The sequence below is a fragment of the uncultured Microbulbifer sp. genome (assembly GCF_947498635.1).
GTDB classification, from domain to species: Bacteria; Pseudomonadota; Gammaproteobacteria; order Pseudomonadales; family Cellvibrionaceae; genus Microbulbifer; species Microbulbifer echini.
Genome location: NZ_CANMKV010000046.1, coordinates 1 through 20,582 on the forward strand (window position 1 = coordinate 1; position 20,582 = coordinate 20,582).

Below are 20,582 nucleotides of genomic sequence, written 5' to 3' on the forward strand. Positions count from 1 at the left end.
ACTTGATCGTGTCATAGGGCACCTCTGCTGCGTAGTTTATCGCTTAAGAGAGTGTCCGTCTTTTGTGGGTAGGATCACGTAGCCAGCTTTCGCTTTTACATATCTCAAGGATTTCAGCTGATTAAAGAACAAGTCGATGAACACACCGGGCATATCGAATATTTAATGGAAATAAAAATCTAGCCACCACGACCGCTTATAAAATCATTCACAACGATTAGTTATTTTATTCACCTACAATAATTAGGCGGGAAAATAGTAACTTATATTGCCCGCATAACTCTGCCTAGTGAAAAGGTGAGAAAATAACCCTACTAGCAAGAAGCTCATTAGTATCACCCCAAAATTTTTCTCCAGAAGCCAATTAAGCTACTTTGTGGGATCCCGCTAATCCACATGATGCTACTGTATTTTTGACCGTTCCTTTAGTTGCGACCAGCTGTTCACCCTTAGCCTCACTAAAACGTTCCGTCAAATAATCACTCTGCCCACGCAGCAATATAGTAGTCTTAACCAACTCTTCCAAAACATCGATAACCCGATCCCGGAATGAGGAATCCTTTAGGCGCCCCAGCTCATCAAATTCCTGCCACGCCTTGGCAATGGAGGATTGATTGGGAATCGTGAACATGCGCATCCAACGCCCTAGTACGCGCAGACTGTTAACTGTATTGAACGACTGGGAGCCACCGGATATCTGCATGACTGCCAAGGTTTTTCCCTGAGTGGCTCGGGTTGCGCTCTGATCCAGTGGCAGCCAGTCAATCTGGTTTTTGAAAACCGCAGATATATTCCCGTGGATCTCCGGGCTGATCCAGACCTGCCCCTGGCTCCAAGCCGACCATTCTCGCAATTGATGTACCTTCGGGTGCTCAAAATTGACACCGTCGTAGAGCGGAAGGTCAGCGGGATCAAACAAACGCACTTCGGCATCAAAGTACTGCAGTATTTCGGCAACTTGATTAGCCAGTAAGCGTGAAAAAGAATTGGGCCTAAGCGATCCATACAGAATCAGAATTTTTGCAGGCTCGCTGCTGGGCGAAGTTTTCTGCAAACGCCGTTGGATTTCGCTGCCCGTATGCCTGGGTAGCATAAGACTTTACCTCAAAATATCTATATTTCTGGAATATTCGAAATATAGATTAAATTAATAGACTAGTTACAGTTAACCGATTCCTGGCCAGGTGTCATACAACACTCTTCCATCAGGTAATTCACCAAGCCCATAAGTTCGGGGAAACAGGCTTCGCAACGCAACACTCTTCCTTCGCGTTTTTGTACCATCAAACCAGAGCTAACTAATCGACTGATGTGGTGAGACAATGTAGAGCCCGGAATATCCAGCTGTTCCTGAATAGCACTTACGGCAAGACCATCTGGTCCCGCTTTAACCAGCAGGCGATAGATTGCTAAGCGGGTGGTATGACCCAGCTCAGCGAGTTTCTTGGCGGCATCTTGGTGTTCCATGGCAATTACGATATACCACACTGAGCAATCTGTAAACTACATTTCTAGAAACTTCGAAATTAATCCAAATTATAGCACCCCAAGGGGTAACATTCTGAAGCCACCAATGAAGCTCCCCCAATAAGGCTGACTACAGAGGACCTCATAGAGCCTGAAGTCTGGCGCTTCTATTTATCGGTCATTTATCCGTGGGGCTGAATTGTAAGGGGCGAGTGATTGTTAAGATTGGAGCCCTATCGATTTTGGAATAACAGCATACCCTTACCGGAAGCAATTCATCACTTATTCCTAATGGGGTTTTTCAAACCATTCCAGCACTATACCCTGAACCTAGAGTGCTATATTAGAAAGCTTTTGTAAGTATTGACCTATAAAAATAGTATTTAATCTTACCTATAAACCTACACTCAACTCTGAAGTGCATTACCCTTTAGGCTGCCGAGAAAGCCGTATATTCTCCCAATATCTGCCTGGAATTTTATAGCCCAACGTTTTCTGAGACGATTATGTAAACGCTCAATAAAAACTTCGACATCATTTTGAATCACAAGCTTGAAGTCCGTATTTCTCGGAAAGTACTGGCGCAGCAAGCCATTAGTGATCTCATTCAGGCCACTCCCCCAAGAGGTATACGGATGCGCAAAATAGACGGCTGAATCCAGTACCTCGCCAGTCTTCACGTGCAGGGCAAATTCTTTTCCATTAAGATAGCAATGGTGTGTAATAAGACTTTATACGGCTCAAGTTTAGCGACCAACTCTGCCGTTTTGCGCTCAACCTTCTGAAAGAGAGTAAATTTACTCTTACCATCTACTCTGGTAACCAGGGCACCGCTATGGCCTTTACCTATAGCGGTATCTAGTTCCCCGTCTCCGATGCGAGTTTTATCATCGATAACTGGTGGGCGCTGCTCGATGCTGATGGCGTTCTTGATGTGCCCGCGAGTTGATTTTCCATTTGCTCGTTTGTCGTAGGGTCTATCCCGGCGCCGCAAGTTCTCCTACAGGGTACCACGCTGCTTATCAGCCCAGACATGCAGGTAAATGATTTCATGGCTGAGACAGACTTTCTTCCTGTTCTAGCCTGCCAGAGATTTTCTTTGGGCTCCATTGCAGCTTCAGCTTGCTCTCTATCCCTGCAATGTTCTTGGGTAGCATCTTTGTTGTTATTCTCGCTTATCTACACCGCTCTTCAGTCATCCGTTGGGCTTGTTTATAGCGGTAGCCATAGCCACCTCGATTACGAGCCAGCGCTCTACTAATCGTAGTTTGGCTAACCCCAACCTCCCTGACGATTGACCTCTGACTCCAGTCACTTTTCTTTAATGCCTAAATCTGGCATCGTTGCTTACCGGTCAGTTGTTTATCGCTTTCTGTCACCACTTAATCTCTTGGCGGAGAAGAAGCGGCAGATATTACCTTCGACTGACCGTCCTTTTCCAAGTGATTAACTGATGCACTTCAAAGTTGAATGCAGGAAAACATAGGAATCAGTAAAAATGCTCCCAAGCAAGATATATCTCATTGATAAAGCAAAAGAGTTAACTGATGCCTGGCATCAAGTATTCGATGATATTGAGATTTTCGAAATCATAGAGGGCGATTACTTTTCACAGTCTGCCGATGCCATGGTAAGTCCAGCAAACAGCTTTGGAATCATGGATGGGGGATTAGACCTCCCAATTAGAAATACTCTTGGCTTTGAAGCCGAAGAAAATTTGCAAAAACGGATAAAATCTGATTTTCACGGTGAACTGCCTATAGGGGCGGCAATCATTGTTTCAACGTCCCACAAAAACTGGCCTTACTTAATTTCTTCTCCCACCATGCGCATACCGGAAGATATCTCAAATACATTAAATGCTTACCATGCTTTCAGGGCCATTTTGAATTCAGTACAGCTATTTAATAAGGCACACCCCAAAGAAAAGATTAATTCAATCGTATGCCCAGGTTTAGGTACAGGCATCGGGAATCTACCCGCAAGACGCTGCGCTGGCCATATGCGGGCAGCCTACGACTATCTCTCCAAACCCTCTAGAATTCCAAGCTTTAATGAAATTCATGAAACGCACAGGAGACTGCAGTTGGCCAACTAGGGAAGTTTAAGAATAATAACCCCCTATTTTTACTCGACCCAACGCCCCCACAAACATTTCCCAACCAAGAATACGAAAAAGTTATTATGATTTTCATTTTTTTGAAAAAATGGAAGCATTAAAAACCAAGAACTTGCTGACTTCTTATAGCTAAAACGCCAACAAGGCCCCAGTAAGGGGCCTTGTTTCATTTTTTGGGGCTACAGTTTATCCCAAGCCATATCCCAGTTCGATCCTCTGCCCGGCTCAAACTGGTTTGCACTTCGACTCCACTGCACACAGTAACCAGAGTTGGGGAAAGGTTTACACTGATAAATATTACCATCACTGGCCATCACTTTTGTTCCTGCAGTATATGATTTTAAACCTTCAGGAAATACATAATCATAGTTACCTGACGGTGGTGGTGCTACGTCGTCATCCATCAAGTGGAAATCCTGCATGGTTTGATCAATCAAGTTGCCATCCATATCTTTTATTACGATCACCAACATGTGATGTCCAGGTTCAGATTTTGAGAGTGTCAAAGTCTTATCCAATCTCTGACCATCACTCATATTGACTTCATAATTAGCCAGTGTTTCTCGCGCATGATTCAAAACCTTGAGATCGGCCCTGATGTTACCTTTTGCAGTAAGAGCGAGCTGTAAAGAAAGTGGCTCTCCAGATATTGAGTACATATCTTCAAGCCCTGACACATCTAAATCGTAGTCAGGTATCGGGCTATTGATCTCATAATTGATTTCAACACGCTCCAGACCACTTCCATTCTGCAAATATATTGGGTTTGAGCCGTAGACTGGGCTAAATTGATCTTCATTAATAAGCTGACCTGCGCGAACACTGGTCTGCTCTTGGTTGATTTTGGCCGCAAGATTATATGCCCAATTATTAGCCATGCCCTGTTCATCCGTAGCAATTTCCAACACGGTCGAATACGTAGGTTCTTCGCTGCTACTACTGTAAACACGCGTGGAAACTTTATCCCCAACTTTTAAATTTTGTGTTGGGTTGATAGTTCCACCCTGACTCCAGTCTGATTCGGGGATACCATCACCACCAAACTCTACGTCAATAACATTGTAAAAGGCCGCGGCTGTATCCGCTACATCCCATACTGCGAGAATCACTTGATAGCCTTCTCGATCGGGAACTACACATTCGTGATGCATATCAATCGGTGGCTTCTGGTTATTCCCATCGACAGCACAGAATGGATTGAGATCAAATGAGTCACGGGTTAATGGCTGATTCGGGTTCCAGTTCTGTTTGGTAATATAATATTTCCAGTCACGGGCAACATGATTTGCCGTAAAGTGCCACTTAAAAGTTTGTTTACCCGCTGTAATAGGATTTTTGAGCCAACGGTCAGCCGTTTGTTCATTTAAAGGCGACCACACATTGCTACCGGCACTGGCTATCTTACCATCCGCCGGACCACTTTGCGGAAATCCTTCCGGGCCTTCAACACTCTGCGGCTCCCATTGAACAGCCCCGCAATCCACATTCTTTTGACCTGTTGTGGATAAAGGATATTTACATAAAGTTCCCCGTGCAGATGCAACCCCCCCACCATACTCTTCAACATAGCCATGACTCATTACATTGGAACTAATACCAGCCAAAAGCATCGCCAGTAGCGTTTGATTTAATGCAGGTTTTTTCAAAGATGAAGCCGATTTTTTCATTCGTAAAATCATATCTACAACCATTATTTATGCATGTACGGTTTCCTTCCTGGGTATATTTAATTCCCTATTTAGCCCTACAAAGCAAGTACTACTATTTTTAGAAAATTACTCACAAGGCGTTATTGTCAGGTTAATGGACTGTGACCCACAGATGCGGTTCCAAAGATTTTTATTATTGTGCAAATAATGTGAATTTTTGTCGCCATACGCAAATACGAAGTTCTGTTTAAGATACTCTCAAGGGAGCTTTCCTTATACCAACCGTCTAGACGGGTGGTATAAACGCCTCAATAGCAAAATTTCAGCGATATAGTTCGCCTAATTTTTTTCATCCCCAGCCATTCAAATTAATGGCCAAAACTCGATTACCGTTCCAGAAAAATAAAAATCACCATAGATAGGATCAGTATCTTTTTATGAAAATGCTGTGTATCGATAGAACTTAATTGCACTATTTGCGCTTGCACCCCCTTGATGTTCCGCGAGAAAGCAACTTAAGGAGACTCTGAATAACCCCGTGATGCCATGGACTGTTAGACCTGCTCACCATCGAGGCATGGCTTCGCAGGAGTGACTAAGCTCCTCCAGGAGGTCACAATGTAGCGCAGGAATCACCCTGAAAGCTGCGTAGAGCGCGACTTAAAAGCACTGCTACTGCGTGCCGCTCTTGCAGCTGGCTAGGCGCGCTGCGCCTAATATCTGTCGCCTTCAAGCCCCGAAGAGAGATTAAGGAATCAATCCGAGGCTCTTTAAGTGGTTTTTTTAAGTAAATGAGAACATCCAGAAAAAGCATAAAAAAGAAAAACAAATTCCCAGCGACACGCACATTTGCCGTATTCCCTTCAGCATCTTAAAAGCTAGTCTTGTGACTCTTTCTGGCATTTATTAGGAATCAATCCTATCAAGTACCAGCCAGCCGCCGCTGGATATCTATCATTATCAGTAGATTAGCTAGAAACCAAAGATCCTTTATAATAAAGATCCCACTAGAGGACAGCAGTCCTAGACTCACCCAGCTCCCTGAGTAGCTGAACAGAAAGGTCTGTGTAGTCAAAAAAACCGCACTACAAAGTAATATCCCCGGCCAAAATAATGCGCGAATATGAATACCGATGGCCAACACAACCAAAGCGGCCAAGTCATAAACACCAATAATATTGGAGGTCTCCTGAATATCGAAAAAGCGATAAAGCCAGGCCATAAGAGGGGAGCTACTAACCAGGCCTTCAATACCCTGAGCCTCTATAGCCGTAAACTTCATGCCACCAATCCACAGCAAAACCAAACCTACCGGCAGAAAATTTAGCCAAATATATAGTCGCGATTGAAGGGTGTTGTGGCTAAGTAGAGTCAAACCTATTGCGACCAATGCAAAGTATTTGATCACACCCTGCCCGGAACCGAGCGCGGGAAACCCGCCCAGGCTCTCTATCCAATGGGCACTGCCGAAGAGGCTGAGTAAAGGCACTACGGATAGTACAATCATCCATAAAGCCAAAACACGCATCCATTTTTGGTGTAAAAATGAAAGTAGCGCCAATACGGCTGCCACCATGAAAATGGTCGCTGACGCAGTCCCTGCTACTGTGAGATCAGACGCTTGGCTAATACCGTAAAATCGAAAAATTGATGCTAAACCGCCCTGCTGGCCAGAAAATATAGCGATAGCAATCAGTGCAAAGGAAAGGCCCAAGAGGGCCGATATCAGTTTTTGTAAGCGGATATTCATTGTTCCGGGCCATATCGTGAATAAAAATTTCAGCGCAGTGCCACTCGTCACTTTCCGTTAATTTAAGCCACCCTTACCGAAAAGTTTCCGGAAGCATGACGATTCACAAAGGTGGCGTGGCGAAAAACTGGATGCCGATAAAGAGTGGTCGGACCCGGCGGGAAATTATTACAGCTGCCCTCAAGTACCAGCATATGACACTGCCCCCTCGCGACTCGCCAAGAACAACTGCCGCTGCACACTACGACCAAACTACTCCAAGATCAGAGTGCCCCGGTACATCTGCATCTGGCAGCTAAAGGGATACTTTCCCGGTTTCGCAGCCGGTATCTCTACGGAAGTTTCCTGATTGAGTTCTAACTCAGCACTGATGCCCAGATCCGGGATAATCACCCATTCGGAGCAGGGGCTCGGGTCTTCGCGACGAAAGTGCAAAGTGGCGGTTTGATTGGCAGGTAGGCGAATATGATCCGGCTCATAAACGCCGCCTCTAACCAGAATTTGCAATTTCTCACTAGCCTCCACAGCCTGTACCGCACCGCGCCTGGGCCCCAACCAAAACCACCAAATAATGGCAACAATCAGCAATACTCCGATTGTATTTACCAAGACCGCTTCCATTATTGGACCTCCGAAGGCTTAAAAAGGCGTAGGCGATTGGCATTGCTCACCACGGTGAGAGAGGAGAGCGCCATCGCGGCACCGGCGACAATGGGGCTCAGGAGCATGCCGGTTATCGGAAACAAAACCCCTGCAGCAATGGGAATACCCAGAGTGTTGTAGATAAAGGCCCCGAACAGATTCTGTTTAATATTGCCCAATGTTGCCCGCGATAACTCCACCGCATTGGCGACGCCATGCAGGGAGGAACGCATCAGAGTGACATCGGCACTTTCGATAGCGACATCGGTGCCCGCACCAATGGCAAAGCCCACATCGGCGCGAGCCAAGGCCGGCGCATCGTTGATACCATCCCCCACCATCCCCACACGCTCACCGCTTTTTTGCAGCTCGGCAACGATTTGCTCTTTATCTTCCGGCAATAACTCCGCGTGCACCTTATCGATGTTAAGGCGGCGGGCCACGGCCTCAGCACTGGCCCTGTTATCACCAGTGAGCATCTCGATACGCAGACCCAGTGTACGCAAACGCGCGATCGCCGCCTCGGCATCGCTGCGGATAGGGTCCGCCACCGCGATAATACCCTGCAGCTCACCATCCACAGCCCCATACATCACCGTGCGCCCCGCTTCCGCCAGGGAATTAGCTCGTGCCTGCCAGTCCCCCAGGGCAATATTTTCCCGTTGCATTAACTTACTGTTGCCAAGCAGCACTTTTTTGCCGGAAATCGTGCCCCTTACCCCATGTGCAGTAATGGCTTCAAAATCGCCCGGCGCCTGCAGGCCCAGTTTTTTCTCCTGGGCGGCAGTGACGATTGCCTCAGCCAGCGGGTGCTCGGAGCCCTGCTCCAGACTCGCCAACAGTTGCAGTAACTGGTCGCGGTCTCCATCGCTTTCGATATCGGTAAGACGCGGCGAGCCCTCGGTGAGGGTGCCGGTTTTATCCACAACCAACACGTCCAGGTTGCAAGACTGCTGCAACGCCTTGCCGTTGCGGATCAGCACGCCGTACTCCGCCCCTTTTCCCACGCCCACCATCACCGACATGGGTGTCGCCAGCCCCAGGGCACAGGGACAAGCGATAATCAGCACCGAAGTCAGCACCACCAGCATATGAGCCGCGCGGGGCTCAGGCCCCAGATTGAACCAGACCAGTGCCGCTCCTACGGCAATAATCATGACAACCGGTACAAAAACTGCAGAGATCCGGTCGGCCAGGCGCGCGATGGGTACCCGCGAGCCCTGGGCGTTTTTAACCATCTCGATAATTTGCGCAAGGCGGGTGTCGGCGCCGACTTTTTCCGCGCGAAACAGCAGGCTACCGTTTTTATTCAAGGTGCCGGCGGCCAAGTTATCCCCCTCACCTTTCTTCACCGGCACCGGCTCGCCGGTGAGCATGGATTCATCCACCAGGCTGGAGCCCTCCAAGACCACGCCATCCACGGGAATTTTTTCACCGGGCCGCACGCGCAACTGGTCCCCGGTCTGCACCTGATCTATCGGCAGGTCTACCTCTTTACCAGCGCGCAGCACCCGCGCCGAGGCATCCTGCAGCTCCAGCAGTTTCTCCACCGCCGCACTGGTGCGCCCACGGGCGCGCACTTCCAGCGCCTGGCCCAGGCTGATCAGGCCGATAATCATGGCGCTGGCCTCGAAGTACACGTGGCGCGCAGATTCCGGTAACAGGTGCGGCACCAATACCACCAACATCGAGAAGAGCCAGGCCGTGCCCGTACCCAGCGCCACCAGGGTATCCATGGTGGCACTGTGGTGACGCAGCGCCTTCCAGGCACCACTGAAGAACTGCCCACCGCAAAACACCAGGATCGCCAGGGTGACAAGTCCCATTGCACCCCAGGCGAGCTGGTCTGCTAGAGAATTCACCGACATCTTGTCGGTGATCAGCCCCCAGGCCATCAGCGGTAGACCCACACCCAGTGCGATGGCGGAGCGCCAGAGAAGCTGATGATAGTGACGCTGCTCCTGGGCGCGTTGCTCCTCACGCCGCTGGCGCTCGCTGCTCATAGCCACTTCGGCGTCGTACCCCGCCTGGCGCACCGCCTCGATACAGGCCTGAGACGCAACCGCTCCCTGCACGGTGAGCGTCTTATCGGCCAGGTTGACACGGGCATCCTGTACCCCCGCCACGCCCTGCACGGCACGCTCGATCTTGTTCACACAGCCGGCACAATTTACGCCGCTTAAACGGAATACTGTCTGCCTTGATTGCTGCTCATTCGCCATAATGCTCTCCCGAGAAACCATTTCTAGCGACAAAGTTACAACCTTACCGCTGGGGTAAGGCAATAGTCTGCGCAGCAATCTCTTCTTTATTTGCGCAAGCGTCGCCAATCTTCAGCTTAGCGGCCCAATTGCTGCCTCGGAGGCCTAGCCAAACTCGAGTGCAAAGGCCGCGCAAGGCCCACCTCGGAGTGTTATTATCGCGCCATGAAACACCCCCTGCTCCCTGAAAGACCCCTGAGTATCTCACCGTCTCTGGCCGCGACTGTTGGCCTGGAGGAAGCGGTATTACTCACAGCACTCGGCGACTTGACGCCTTTCCTACCCCTGGAACCTTATGGGGGGCGGGATTGGTACACCGCGCAGGGGGAGCAGCTGTATCTGTTGCTGCCGTTCTGGCAAGCGGCCGATATCCAGCGTGTGGCCACTAGCCTACGCAACCAGGGAGCTCTATTGCTTGGCGCGGCTCCATTCGGCAGCAGCGAGATCCTGAAGTTCGCCCTACCCGGCGAATACAAGCGCCCCGCCGCCACACCACCGCCTGTCCAACAGGCGCATGCACCGTCCAGCCGCAGCGCCAATACCATCGCACCGGGCTGGCAACCGGATGCCGAAACCATGGCGCGTATCAGCCAACTGGGTATCCCCGAGCATTTCGTGCGCGAACAACTACCGGAGTTCGTCACCTACTGGCGCGAACGTGCGGAACCACGTCATTCCTTTGGCTCCTTGTTCCTCCGCCAGGTAAAGAGTAAATGGGAAGCCTTTCGCGCTACCGCCCAGCGAAAACAGGCTCTGCCTGAGGGCTGGCAACCGAACAGCGACACCCTGCGCAAACTGGCAGACGAAGGCGTGCCCAGCACATTTGTCAGCCGCGGATTACAGCGCTTTCTCGATTACCATCACTCGAGCGGCAAGCAGTCCATTTCCTGGGACTTAGAATTCAATGACTGGATCATGGAAGACTGGGAAAAGCAGGACACCCCGTTTATCGAAAAGCGTAAACCCACCGCTATGGCGCGTGACTGGCAGCCCAGTGAACACACCTGGGAACAGCTACAGCGCCTGGCAATCAATCCGCGCTTTGCCGCCGAGCTGCTGCCTGAATTTATCTATAAGTGGACTGAGCGGGGCGGCCACAGTGCCCGCTGGGGTGAATTATTTATTGAATACGCCCGCGAAGAATGGGCCTATTACTGCCAGGGTATTGAAAAGAACCCGGTAGCTAAACCGATCTCACGCAATTGGCAACCGGGCGGTGATTGTCTCAGCCACCTGGTAAACCAGTGTGAAATCGAGCGGGACTTCGCCCTCTCCCTCGTGCCTGAATTTATTATTTACTGGCGCGGACAAAATGCCGCGCGCAAAAGCTGGGACGCCGTATTTGTGCGTCATGCCCGCCACCAATGGGCGGAGCGCAACAAGTTGGCAATAGGAAACTCTTATGGCAAACCACAAGAATCCAATAACAGCGCAAACCAGCGCACCCGCGACCGATCGATCGGCGACATACTCACAGACACAAACTGGTAGCGGACAAAGCCAGGAACAGCTGAACGAGAAAAAACGTGTAATCAACGAAGTGTTTGCACTTTTTAAACTGAATTACCACAACCAGTTCAGTGCCGCCTTCCCGGATACGGAAACCTTGCACCACGCCAAGCGTTTGTGGCTGGAGGCTCTGCTCTCTTTCGCCCCGCAAGATATTATGCAGGGCGCGAAACGCGCGATTTTGCAGAGCGAATATCTACCCACAGTACACAAGATGTTGCAGCTTTGTGCCGCTGGTGAAAATGGCCTTCCAGAAGCCCGTGCCGCCTATCGAGAAGCCTGCAACGCCCCAAGCCCCAAAACCAATCACAAGTGGAGCCACCCAGTGGTATACCACGCTGGGCGCGAATCCAATTGGCATTTCCTCGCCAATAACCCCGAATCTATCGCCTACCCGGTATTTGCCGAACACTACCGCAAACTCTGTGCGCGGGTTTTGGAAGGAGAAAAACTCAGCGCACCAGAACCATTAAAACTGGAAGAAAAACCAGGAACACCTCTTTCCAAAGAAGAGAATGCACAAAAGATGGCTGCTTTGCGTGCTGAATTAGGTATTTAAACTTCTGTAGATGGCGTTAAAAAATACGCTTAGCGCCGTTCTCCAAACACCCACCTCCCTTCATACTTTCCCAAATCATGACCAGATCTACTGAAAGCTTTAGGTCACCTTCCCTGTATTTTATTAAGCCATCCTCAAAAGATAGAACGTCTTTCAGATTCAAGATTATCTTGAAGCTGTTCGGTATCCTGACAAGGATTGTAATAATCCTACCCACCAACGACGGACACTCTCTTAAGCGATAAACTACGTAGCAGAGGTGACCTAATGCATGACTCATCGCAATCTTGCTGGATAGCGGAATACGACCTAATTGGCTTACAATTTATTCAGAAGCACCTTAGAGTATACAAGGAAGCCGCAGTAAGTAAATACACACTTACAACCCTAATCACTTATAAGAATAACGCCGATAAATGGATGGGGACCTTTAGAGAAGCAGAGAGAATGACTTTGTTCTACGCTTCCAGAACCAACAATAATAAACAGCTTACAAGCCTCAGCAGATCAATTGAATAAGATAAAAATTGAGAAAGTTTATGATTCAAGCATTATTGGCAAGCGGTATAGTTTTCGTTCTATTAAAACTCTTTGAACGAGGAAAAAATCGGGGGTTAGACGGATTTACATCTTTTGCCTTTGTACTTATTCCAGCAATGTTGATTTTCTTAGCCAGAATAGTCACAGGAATAGCGGGCATCAATCAGGAGCTTTTATTTGTACTGGTAATATTATACCTCATTATTCCGGCACTTATGTTACGATTTCAGTTTGAACTCCCATGGAAACCCTCGATACTTTATGGACTAATGGTGTTATTTGTCGTAACGGCAGTTGATAGCATTTTTTATCTACTAATTAACACCTACGCAGCCTAAAAATCCTAGCACGATAAAATCGTGCCATTTACACCTTGGGAAAATGAACTAACGCATAGTTCAACTACAGATAATCACACACAAACTTAAGGAATAAATCTTGAAGGAATTGTTTTATTTGGTACCCACTGCATTGCTATGTATTTCATGTGCCACCGTAAAGACAGTGAACCCCGAGAACAATCAGGTAGATATTAGCCATCAAGGACATAGGAGTTATTGTGAGAGTATTCCAAGAGTTTACAGTGGCACCTCATACTCCTTCTGCCTGCTAAATAGCGAACCAAGTGAACATATAAATAAAGGGTCAACGGTAAACAATGTGCCCCTAGCCGCAGTTGATGCCGTATTTTCGGTAGCAGCAGATACTGTTGTATTGCCATATACAGTATTTATGCAGGCAAAAAATGGCAATATTAAAGTGAATTAAAAGTCATGAGTTTTAAATTTCACCCCTCAGCCCAGATAAAATCGAGCACGCTTCATACGACAACTGATTACCGTTTAATTAAACAGGACAAACCCTTAAAGTAATAATGGCATATTCCATCATGAGTAATGAGCAACCAAATAATCCATTGCATGGTGTCACACTAGAGACAGTTGTAACGAAGCTGCAAGAGCATTATGGCTGGGACGGATTGGCCCAAAGGATTGACATCAATTGTTTTAAGAGTGACCCATCGATAAAATCATCACTGAAATTTTTGCGTAAAACCCAATGGGCCAGAGATAAGGTTGAGCATTTGTATATTTCAACCTTTGAAAAACCATCCCCCTGGGGTGGGTCCAGTTGAATTATTTACGATTATACCGGCGCTGCGGTTGCCTACCCTCCCAACCATAAACACGACAGGTAAAGCCGTAGAAATTTCAGCTCGACTTTACGGCTTCGTTTATCCTGAAACATAATATCGACCATGAAAGACTTATAGATACTGGATACATGCCCACAGGAAAAATATCCCTTACAACTGGACTTTAATTGGGATGAAATTTCGGCACAGACCTGACCGCCATCCTTCCTAAAAATTGGTGGAGTGTTATTATTGATAGTTTTCCAGAACCCAAAGCGAATACAGTTTTTCAAACAGCGCAAACTTAAGGATCCAAATATCAATCAATAGCATTGTTATCACTGGGTCTACTTTTGGTGACCTCACCCAAATTATGGATAAGTAGAGTCCCTAGCGGCGATCAAACCCCCAAAAATGCTCTGTAGTGGTCAATAAAAATTATGATACCTAGCAATGGATATGATGATAAAATTTCATCCCAGCCCTATAAATATTTAAAAGAATTTTCATATACGTCTAACGGAAATAAGCTCGGTAAAACTACTTGATCAAGCAGTTAACTCCCCTACATCGAGCAGCAATCATCAAAAATATATATGGATCGATCATGAAAAAAATAAAATTTCTGATAAACATAGTTGTGGTACTTACGCTATCAATCGGGAATCTGACTGCCGAAGAGGTTAAGATAGATGAAACTCTTACCATTCATTACAAGCAGGTCGGCGAGGGCGATGCAACCATTATCTTTATCCCGGGTTGGATGATGTCGACCGATGTATTTGAGCATCAACTTGCACATTTTGAGGGCTCAAAAAAGTACCGGGCACTGACATATGACCCGCGAGGCCAAGGGAAATCCTCAAAACCTGTTGAGGGGCATACCTACCAACAGCATGCTCGGGATCTAGCCCGGCTGATTGATAAATTAGATTTGGAAAATATAATTCTAGCGGGTTGGTCCTATGGTGTTACAGAACAACTGGCTTACTTGAATCAGTTCGGAACTGATAAGCTCAAAGCAATGATCATGATCGACACGGGCCCAGATATTACAGGGGCCACGCGCGATGAATGGGTGTGGTACCTAAACGACGATTCAGATGGCTATTCACGCGGGTTTACCGAGGGTATTATTGAAAATCGAGAGAAGGTAATTGCTGAATTTAGTGAATGGATGCTCGAAAACCCTACCTCAGAAAAAGTTGCTTGGGTATCCAATATCGCCCGTCAAACTTCCAGCAGTGTTGCTTCCATTAATAATGCCACAGGATTTTATTTGGACTACAGTAGAGACCTTATTTCACAGGAAGGAAAGTTGCCTCTACTTTATATCGTGCGTCAAGAGATGAAGGAAGTGGCGGACAGGTGGATTAAAGCCAACACCCCATCGGCAACAGCCGTTTATATGGGGAAGCATATGATGTTTTGGGAGAGACCTAAGGCGTTTAACCACGCCTTAGATAATTTCCTGTCAAGCATTGAAGGTAAGTGATGTATCTTTGACCTATACGCCCAAAAAATATTACGCCTCAATTTGCATACAACTGGCGCATCTTAGGCCCGATAACACAGGGCCTAAATTCCAGGGGATATTTCTTTTAAATTCAGGTTGAATGCATAGCCAATAGAGACCAACATTTGGTAATATCGCACCAATTTAAAAAGTAAAGTAACAGAATATACCAATTGTATTACTATGCTCGGCATGGCCGATTAATCGAGAAAGTAACACTACAACTATAAATTGGGGACTACGGTCCCTACCTTAGCTTCTCGGCACGTCGAGTCTAATTTTAGAGAATAAATGCCAAAAAAACATTTACTATTGGGCGCCCTAAAACCCCAACATTTTTTGAAAATTATCCCAGTATAGATTCTCCATTTCCGGTTTTCTCTATAAATCAGATTGATTAACACAGTAACCAGATACCCCTCTCCTCTATGTACAAATTCTTATTTACAATAGCCCTCGCCTTTTTCTCTTTTATCCTGTGGATAATTTATTTAGCAAACACAGCCAGCAACAGCATTTGCTTTGATCTTGTGAAGGCCATTCCATATGGTGATAAGTTCGGGCATATTTTTCTGTTTGGCCTACTCGCTTTTCTGGCTATTGTGGCCAGTAGGTTTCGCACCTTCAAGTTGAACGCGCTAAAAATCTACTATGGGACTCTAGGAGTATTAATATTTGCTTTGACTGAAGAGGCAAGCCAGGCATTTTTACCTTCACGTACTTTTGACTTTCTGGATTTGGGTGCCGATCTTATCGGTATTGCACTTGCCAGTTTGGCGGCCCATCAATTAGAGCGGCGAAACCCTGATATAAATCGCTAACATACAGCCGGAATTTCGACCCTGATAAGAAATTTACCCGTTGTACGATTCCCTTCCATCGGTTACATGCTCAATACGTCGCTGATGTATTACTTGGCAATGGCATTGTGGTCCAGTGACTTCCTGACTGAATCCCAGCCCACCAGCTTAAAATTCTGTGTAGCACTGGGCAGTCGGTTTCTGCCGTCTTGAATAACCAGGAGGCCCTCCGGATAATCCGGTCCAAGGTACGCGCTGGTTACCTCCAGGCCATCAGTCTCTGAACTGCCATCAATTCCTGCCTGCATATTCAGCGCTACCCGGAACTGCCCGATAAAGTCCTTACCATCCCGAGAGAACGCAGCATTGCTGTCGTTACCCTGGTTGGAGGCTATCAGGTAACCGCTATCACCGGTGAGATATAGGGACAGGCCCTCTATGTCAGCCGCTAGTATTTTGTTATCCACGGCAGCAAGCAGCTGCGGCTGTGTCGTATTGCCAGATTGTTTTTCCAAACTTAGCGACCAAATCCCCCGGTCCTCCTCGGCGAAAAAAAGGGTTTGCCGTTTGTCATCCACAACACAACCTTCAACTTGGCTGTCAACGGAAATCCGTGCCTGAATACTAAGGGTAAACTCTGTGGATTGACTATCCAGGAAAAGCTCTAACTGATACAGCCCTGCGTCTGAAATCTGCGCTCATATCCGGGGATCAGGGTTTTAAATACCTCCAAACTGGCGAGTAAATCGGAGGGAATCACATCCAAGGCTACAGCGCGGTTTCCGGTGCAGGGAGCTCACACCGTTAATCGTGGCGGCGTTCAGATTGGGATCTAGTCCGCGCACCCCCACAAAACGGCCCTCGCCCTGGTCGCGGGCGATGAAGACCCCCGGCATGCGCTGCAGGGCATCGGGCAGTTCGCCGATGGCATCGGAGGTTTGTACCGCCACCACTTTGTTAGAATTCCGCTGACGACCCAGGTCGCTGCGCGCGCTGCTAGCCTGGGCGGTGACGGTTACCGTTTCCATAACGCGGGATTGATTTTCCTGCGCGAGGGCATTGGCACAATAAACAATGTTGACGTAAAAAATAACTGAGGCGAGTGCTGTCACCAGAGGGGTGGGCCATCGAACGTCAATGGTTTTACTCTTCATCGTGTCCCGCTCCAATTGATATCGATGGCGTATTTATTGGAGCGCAGACTAGAGGGCCTCTATGAGCTTTGCATGACGATTTTTTTAAGCTGTCATCAAGCCTTCAGAAAAACCTGGGAGTTTTCCGCTCAATTTTTCCTGCCGGTGATACTTTATTAATTGGCAGCAAAGTCGAGAAACATTCACCTGTAGCAAGATTGCCTACTAATGAATGGCTCACCGGGTGGTACCGCCACATGATCTACAGTGATTTCCACCCTATGTGTGCACACTGATATGTAAAACATTCGAAATGTATTCTCAGGTTTCCCGCAATGGAGCAGCACCCATGAAAGACTCCCCCAAAAATCCCGGTCGCAGACAGCTACTCAAGACCCTCGGAGGTGCCACTGCCGTCGGGGCAGCCTCCACGTTAATTCCTGGCTGCGGCGCCAAGCAAAAGGCCACTGCGGTGAATCTTTCATTTCGGGAAATTCCCCACAGCCTGGATTTCGAACACCACCTGCCGCAGGAATACAGCGCGGATATTCTTTTGCGCTGGGGTGATCCTATTGATGACAACACTGCGGAATTTCGCCCGCAAGCACTCACTGCGCAAAGCCAGTTACACCGTTTTGGCTACAACAACGATTTTATCGCCTTTATGCCCTTGGCGGCGGATATCCCCGCGGAGCGCGGAGACCTCCACTACCGAAGTAACAACAGCACCCGCGGCCTGCTGTGTGTAAACCACGAATACACCCAGCCACATCTGATGTTCCCCGGTTATAACAATAAATATAGCGCCACGCGGGGAGTCAGCGCTGAACATGTCGCCATTGAACAGGCCGCCTGTGGCCATTCGGTGGTAGAAATTGCGCGCGGAGATAAGGGCTGGCAGGTCATTCTGGACAGCCCTTACAACCGCCGTATTACTTTGTCGACGGCGATGCAGATCCGCGGTCCCGCAGCGGGGGACAAGCGGCTGCAGACCGCGGAAGATCCCAGCGGTACCCGAGTGCTCGGTACCATCGGCAACTGTGCCGGTGGCAAGACCCCCTGGGGTACCGTGTTAATTGCCGAGGAGGGGTTTGGCGGTGCCTTTCAGGGGGCCCCCGACGACATCGAGGATCCTCGCGAGGCACGCAATCATCGCGACTTTGGTATATCGCCGCACAACCGCAACCTGGGCGATTACGACCGGCGCTTCGATATCCAGCATGAGCCCAATGAGCCCAACCGCTTTGGCTGGATGGTGGAATACGATCCCTACGATCCCCAGTCTGTCCCCCGCAAACTCTCCAGCCTCGGCCGATTTGAACACGAGGGCTTCACCCTGGTATGCAAACCGGGCCAGGCGGTGGTGGCCTATGGCGGCGATGACGACGAGCACCAGTTTGTCTACCGCTATGTCTCCAAAGATATCTACAAACCGGACGATACCGCCCACAACCGCCAATTGCTGACCGAGGGCACCCTCTACGCGGCGCGCTTTGGCGAGGACGGCAGCGGGCAGTGGCTGCCACTGATCGTTGGCCAGGGCCCATTGATTGGGGAAAACGGCTTTCGCAACCAGGCGGATGTTTTAATCGACGCACGTCGCGCGGCTGCGCTCATGGGCGCCACCCCCATGGACCGCCCGGAGGATGTGGAAACCAATCCCCACAACGACTGCACTTATGTAATGCTGACCAAGAATAAAAAACGTGGCAAAGACGCTGTAGACGCAGCCAATCCCCGCCCCCGCAACACCGCTGGCCATGTACTGGAAATTGTGCCCCCCGGCAGCACGGGTAAGCGGGATCACACCAGTAACCACTTCCGCTGGCAGCAGTTTCTTCTGGGCGGCAATCCCAATGCGGAAAACCCCGCGGAGCGCGGTGCCTATGGCCAGCAATCTCACTACAACATCTCCAGCCACGGCTGGTTTGCCAATCCGGACAATGTCGCTTTCGATCCCCGCGGCAATATGTGGGTGGCCACCGACGGCTGCGAGCGCTTCGGTTTTCACGACGGCCTCTGGGCCATGGCCACCGAGGGCCCTCTACGCGCGGCGCCCAAGCACTTTTTTGGCTGCCCCCGAGGGGCTGAGGTTTGCGGTCCGGAATTCACCCCCGATGGCAAAACCCTATTTGTAGCGGTGCAACATCCCGCCGAGGCGCGTAATTCAACTTTCAGCTCTCCCCTACACCGCTGGCCAGACAATGACCCGAACCTGCCACCGCGCCCTTCGGTATTGGCAATCTACCGGGACGATGGCGGCGAGGTGGGGCGTTAGGAAATCTCCTGTCGGCGCGCTTTCACTCAATCCAGGCGGCCCTGCTAAAATTTTTATTTACCGCCCTTTTTGTGTGGCACGCCGCCGGTTCCCAAAGGAATACTGGCGGCTCTTTAGTAGAGGTTCCCCATGTTACCGAGGTGCCCCACGGTCTTACGCCCCCTTGTAGTCTTACTGGCGGCAATGGCCAGTATCCTGCTCTTTAGTGTGCCAACCCAGGCCCAGGTGCCGGAGAATCCCGTCAACTTACGAGGCAGCGGCGCCAGTTTCCCCTATCCCATTTATGTCGAATGGTTTCGCCAGTTCACGCACCGGGAAAACAATATTTTTATCTTTTACGAGATGAGTAGCAGCGGAGATGGTATCCGTGATTTTATCGGCCATACCGTAGATTTTGCCGCCTCTGACGCGGCTATAGAGATCAATGAACTCAAGCATCTCAAAGAGGGGGGCGTGGTACTTCCCGTCACAGCCGGAGAGGTGGTACTGGTATTCAATCTGCCCGGTATCGAGGAGTTAAAGCTGTCTCGGGAAGCCTACTTAGGCATTTTTATGGGCAAGGTGCGACACTGGAATGACCCCAGCATCGTCGCCAGTAATCCCGGTGTGAAATTGCCACGCACCGATATTACAGTGATCACCCGCTCGGAAAGTTCCGGCACCTCGTATATTTTCTCGGGTCACCTCAGTGCCATGAGCGAAGCATTTCGCGAAACCATCGGGCTGGACCGGACTCCCAACTGGCCCAAGCTAGCAACCTTTCAGCAGGCTCCCGGCAATCAGGGGATAGCTGCCAAAGTCAGGGCGATACCGGGAGCCATCGGTTACGTCGAACACGGCTTTGCCGAGATCGTCAACCTGCCCATGGCCGTGCTGCAAAATCGTGCGGGTCAATATGTTGAGGCCAGCGCCAAGAGCGGCATGGCAGCATTGGAGGAAGTAGAGTTTCCCAATAGCAAGCTGCCTGTGAGCGGCGCCCCCAATCTGATCGCCTGGGTGTGGGACCCCAAGGGCCAGAGCGCCTACCCCATCACCAGTTTTTCCTGGCTGCTCCTCTACGCCAACCAGGAAGATGATAAAGCCCAAGCTTTGCGGCAAATGCTGGTGTTTATGCTGAGTCAAAACTCCCAAGCGGAGGCCGGGAATATTGGACTGGTCCCACTACCGGAAAGTGTGCGCCTAAGAGTCCTCAACGCCGTCACTTACGTGCAGTAGTGCAACCCG

At 49.3% G+C, this 20,582-nt stretch carries 20 protein-coding genes; 10 read left to right on the forward strand and 10 right to left on the reverse strand.

Going from position 1 to position 20,582, the window contains the following annotated elements:
- Positions 1-364 precede the first annotated feature (364 nt).
- The 4 genes from arsH to Q1A69_RS17475 all read right to left on the reverse strand — a co-directional run bounded on the left by arsH (position 365) and on the right by Q1A69_RS17475 (position 2,461).
- Entirely contained in the window at positions 365-1,093 is a 729-nt protein-coding gene (arsH, locus tag Q1A69_RS17460) for an arsenical resistance protein ArsH (RefSeq protein WP_299588279.1), read from the reverse strand.
- 62 nt (positions 1,094-1,155) lie between these two features.
- The gene (locus Q1A69_RS17465) at positions 1,156-1,488 is read right to left on the reverse strand and encodes a helix-turn-helix domain-containing protein (protein ID WP_299588283.1); all 333 of its coding nucleotides are present in this window, start codon (positions 1,486-1,488) and stop codon (positions 1,156-1,158) included.
- A 386-nt stretch (positions 1,489-1,874) separates the two neighbouring features.
- Positions 1,875-2,147 carry a hypothetical protein gene (locus Q1A69_RS17470; RefSeq protein WP_299588286.1) on the reverse strand — a complete coding sequence of 91 codons (273 nt, stop codon included), beginning with the start codon at positions 2,145-2,147 and terminating at the stop codon, positions 1,875-1,877.
- Positions 2,144-2,461: a hypothetical protein gene (locus Q1A69_RS17475; protein WP_299588290.1), complete on the reverse strand. Its 318-nt coding sequence runs from the start codon at positions 2,459-2,461 to the stop codon at positions 2,144-2,146. The genes Q1A69_RS17470 and Q1A69_RS17475 overlap by 4 nt, the downstream gene beginning before the upstream one ends.
- 504 nt (positions 2,462-2,965) lie before the next feature.
- On the opposite strand from Q1A69_RS17475, the gene Q1A69_RS17480 reads away from it, so the two are divergent.
- Complete coding sequence (locus Q1A69_RS17480) at positions 2,966-3,565, forward strand: macro domain-containing protein (protein ID WP_299588294.1); 600 nt, start codon at positions 2,966-2,968, stop codon at positions 3,563-3,565.
- A gap of 200 nt (positions 3,566-3,765) precedes the next feature.
- Here the strand turns inward: Q1A69_RS17480 and gbpA are convergent, their stop codons facing one another.
- The 4 genes from gbpA to Q1A69_RS17500 form a co-directional block, all read right to left on the reverse strand.
- Positions 3,766-5,253, reverse strand: coding sequence for an N-acetylglucosamine-binding protein GbpA (gene gbpA / locus Q1A69_RS17485; protein ID WP_299588297.1), 1,488 nt, complete (start codon positions 5,251-5,253; stop codon positions 3,766-3,768).
- A gap of 904 nt (positions 5,254-6,157) precedes the next feature.
- Positions 6,158-6,985, reverse strand: coding sequence for a DUF417 family protein (locus Q1A69_RS17490; RefSeq protein ID WP_299588301.1), 828 nt, complete (start codon positions 6,983-6,985; stop codon positions 6,158-6,160).
- 252 nt (positions 6,986-7,237) lie between these two features.
- Positions 7,238-7,606, reverse strand: a complete 369-nt coding sequence (locus Q1A69_RS17495) for a cupredoxin domain-containing protein (protein WP_299588304.1) — start codon at positions 7,604-7,606, stop codon at positions 7,238-7,240.
- Positions 7,606-9,849 (reverse strand): heavy metal translocating P-type ATPase, encoded by a 2,244-nt coding sequence (locus tag Q1A69_RS17500; RefSeq protein ID WP_299588307.1) that lies wholly within the window; start codon positions 9,847-9,849, stop codon positions 7,606-7,608. Before Q1A69_RS17500 ends, Q1A69_RS17495 begins: the two co-directional genes overlap by 1 nt.
- 204 nt (positions 9,850-10,053) lie before the next feature.
- On the opposite strand from Q1A69_RS17500, the gene Q1A69_RS17505 reads away from it, so the two are divergent.
- From Q1A69_RS17505 to Q1A69_RS17535, 7 genes are all read left to right on the forward strand, one after another.
- Positions 10,054-11,379: a DnaT-like ssDNA-binding domain-containing protein gene (locus tag Q1A69_RS17505; protein WP_299588310.1), complete on the forward strand. Its 1,326-nt coding sequence runs from the start codon at positions 10,054-10,056 to the stop codon at positions 11,377-11,379.
- The gene (locus tag Q1A69_RS17510) at positions 11,291-11,956 is read left to right on the forward strand and encodes a replication protein P (protein ID WP_299588313.1); all 666 of its coding nucleotides are present in this window, start codon (positions 11,291-11,293) and stop codon (positions 11,954-11,956) included. The genes Q1A69_RS17505 and Q1A69_RS17510 overlap by 89 nt, the downstream gene beginning before the upstream one ends.
- 539 nt (positions 11,957-12,495) lie before the next feature.
- On the forward strand, positions 12,496-12,834 hold the full coding sequence (locus tag Q1A69_RS17515) for a hypothetical protein (protein ID WP_299588315.1): 339 nt from the start codon (positions 12,496-12,498) through the stop codon (positions 12,832-12,834).
- A 100-nt stretch (positions 12,835-12,934) separates the two neighbouring features.
- Positions 12,935-13,264, forward strand: a complete 330-nt coding sequence (locus Q1A69_RS17520) for a YceK/YidQ family lipoprotein (RefSeq protein WP_299588319.1) — start codon at positions 12,935-12,937, stop codon at positions 13,262-13,264.
- A gap of 121 nt (positions 13,265-13,385) precedes the next feature.
- A complete protein-coding gene (locus Q1A69_RS17525; protein WP_299588324.1) occupies positions 13,386-13,631 on the forward strand; it encodes a VF530 family protein in 246 nt (81 codons plus the stop codon).
- 607 nt (positions 13,632-14,238) lie between these two features.
- Positions 14,239-15,126 (forward strand): alpha/beta hydrolase, encoded by an 888-nt coding sequence (locus tag Q1A69_RS17530; RefSeq protein WP_299588327.1) that lies wholly within the window; start codon positions 14,239-14,241, stop codon positions 15,124-15,126.
- Between the two features lie 449 nt (positions 15,127-15,575).
- A complete protein-coding gene (locus tag Q1A69_RS17535) occupies positions 15,576-15,968 on the forward strand; it encodes a VanZ family protein (RefSeq protein ID WP_299588329.1) in 393 nt (130 codons plus the stop codon).
- 89 nt (positions 15,969-16,057) lie between these two features.
- On the opposite strand, the gene Q1A69_RS17540 is transcribed toward Q1A69_RS17535, so the two are convergent.
- Both Q1A69_RS17540 and Q1A69_RS17545 read right to left on the reverse strand, forming a co-directional pair.
- Positions 16,058-16,639: a phytase gene (locus tag Q1A69_RS17540; RefSeq protein WP_366525605.1), complete on the reverse strand. Its 582-nt coding sequence runs from the start codon at positions 16,637-16,639 to the stop codon at positions 16,058-16,060.
- Between the two features lie 27 nt (positions 16,640-16,666).
- Complete coding sequence (locus Q1A69_RS17545; RefSeq protein ID WP_299588332.1) at positions 16,667-17,101, reverse strand: TonB-dependent receptor plug domain-containing protein; 435 nt, start codon at positions 17,099-17,101, stop codon at positions 16,667-16,669.
- 328 nt (positions 17,102-17,429) lie between these two features.
- Between Q1A69_RS17545 and Q1A69_RS17550 the strand changes: the two genes are divergently transcribed.
- Both Q1A69_RS17550 and pstS read left to right on the forward strand, forming a co-directional pair.
- Positions 17,430-19,358, forward strand: coding sequence for a PhoX family phosphatase (locus tag Q1A69_RS17550; RefSeq protein WP_299588335.1), 1,929 nt, complete (start codon positions 17,430-17,432; stop codon positions 19,356-19,358).
- Positions 19,359-19,487: 129 nt separating this feature from the next.
- A complete protein-coding gene (gene pstS, locus Q1A69_RS17555; RefSeq protein WP_299588338.1) occupies positions 19,488-20,573 on the forward strand; it encodes a phosphate ABC transporter substrate-binding protein PstS in 1,086 nt (361 codons plus the stop codon).
- The last annotated feature ends 9 nt before the right edge of the window (positions 20,574-20,582 follow it).

What these genes read in the sequence shown, in the direction of transcription:
- arsH (WP_299588279.1), bottom strand. Translation starts at nt 1,093, where the DNA reads ATGCTACCCAGGCATACGGGCAGCGAAATCCAACGGCGTTTGCAGAAA.
- Q1A69_RS17480 (WP_299588294.1), top strand. Translation starts at nt 2,966, where the DNA reads ATGCTCCCAAGCAAGATATATCTCATTGATAAAGCAAAAGAGTTAACT.
- gbpA (WP_299588297.1), bottom strand. Translation starts at nt 5,253, where the DNA reads ATGAAAAAATCGGCTTCATCTTTGAAAAAACCTGCATTAAATCAAACG.
- Q1A69_RS17490 (WP_299588301.1), bottom strand. Translation starts at nt 6,985, where the DNA reads ATGAATATCCGCTTACAAAAACTGATATCGGCCCTCTTGGGCCTTTCC.
- Q1A69_RS17495 (WP_299588304.1), bottom strand. Translation starts at nt 7,606, where the DNA reads ATGGAAGCGGTCTTGGTAAATACAATCGGAGTATTGCTGATTGTTGCC.
- Q1A69_RS17500 (WP_299588307.1), bottom strand. Translation starts at nt 9,849, where the DNA reads ATGGCGAATGAGCAGCAATCAAGGCAGACAGTATTCCGTTTAAGCGGC.
- Q1A69_RS17505 (WP_299588310.1), top strand. Translation starts at nt 10,054, where the DNA reads ATGAAACACCCCCTGCTCCCTGAAAGACCCCTGAGTATCTCACCGTCT.
- Q1A69_RS17510 (WP_299588313.1), top strand. Translation starts at nt 11,291, where the DNA reads ATGGCAAACCACAAGAATCCAATAACAGCGCAAACCAGCGCACCCGCG.
- Q1A69_RS17515 (WP_299588315.1), top strand. Translation starts at nt 12,496, where the DNA reads ATGATTCAAGCATTATTGGCAAGCGGTATAGTTTTCGTTCTATTAAAA.
- Q1A69_RS17525 (WP_299588324.1), top strand. Translation starts at nt 13,386, where the DNA reads ATGAGTAATGAGCAACCAAATAATCCATTGCATGGTGTCACACTAGAG.
- Q1A69_RS17530 (WP_299588327.1), top strand. Translation starts at nt 14,239, where the DNA reads ATGAAAAAAATAAAATTTCTGATAAACATAGTTGTGGTACTTACGCTA.
- Q1A69_RS17535 (WP_299588329.1), top strand. Translation starts at nt 15,576, where the DNA reads ATGTACAAATTCTTATTTACAATAGCCCTCGCCTTTTTCTCTTTTATC.
- Q1A69_RS17545 (WP_299588332.1), bottom strand. Translation starts at nt 17,101, where the DNA reads ATGAAGAGTAAAACCATTGACGTTCGATGGCCCACCCCTCTGGTGACA.
- Q1A69_RS17550 (WP_299588335.1), top strand. Translation starts at nt 17,430, where the DNA reads ATGAAAGACTCCCCCAAAAATCCCGGTCGCAGACAGCTACTCAAGACC.
- pstS (WP_299588338.1), top strand. Translation starts at nt 19,488, where the DNA reads ATGTTACCGAGGTGCCCCACGGTCTTACGCCCCCTTGTAGTCTTACTG.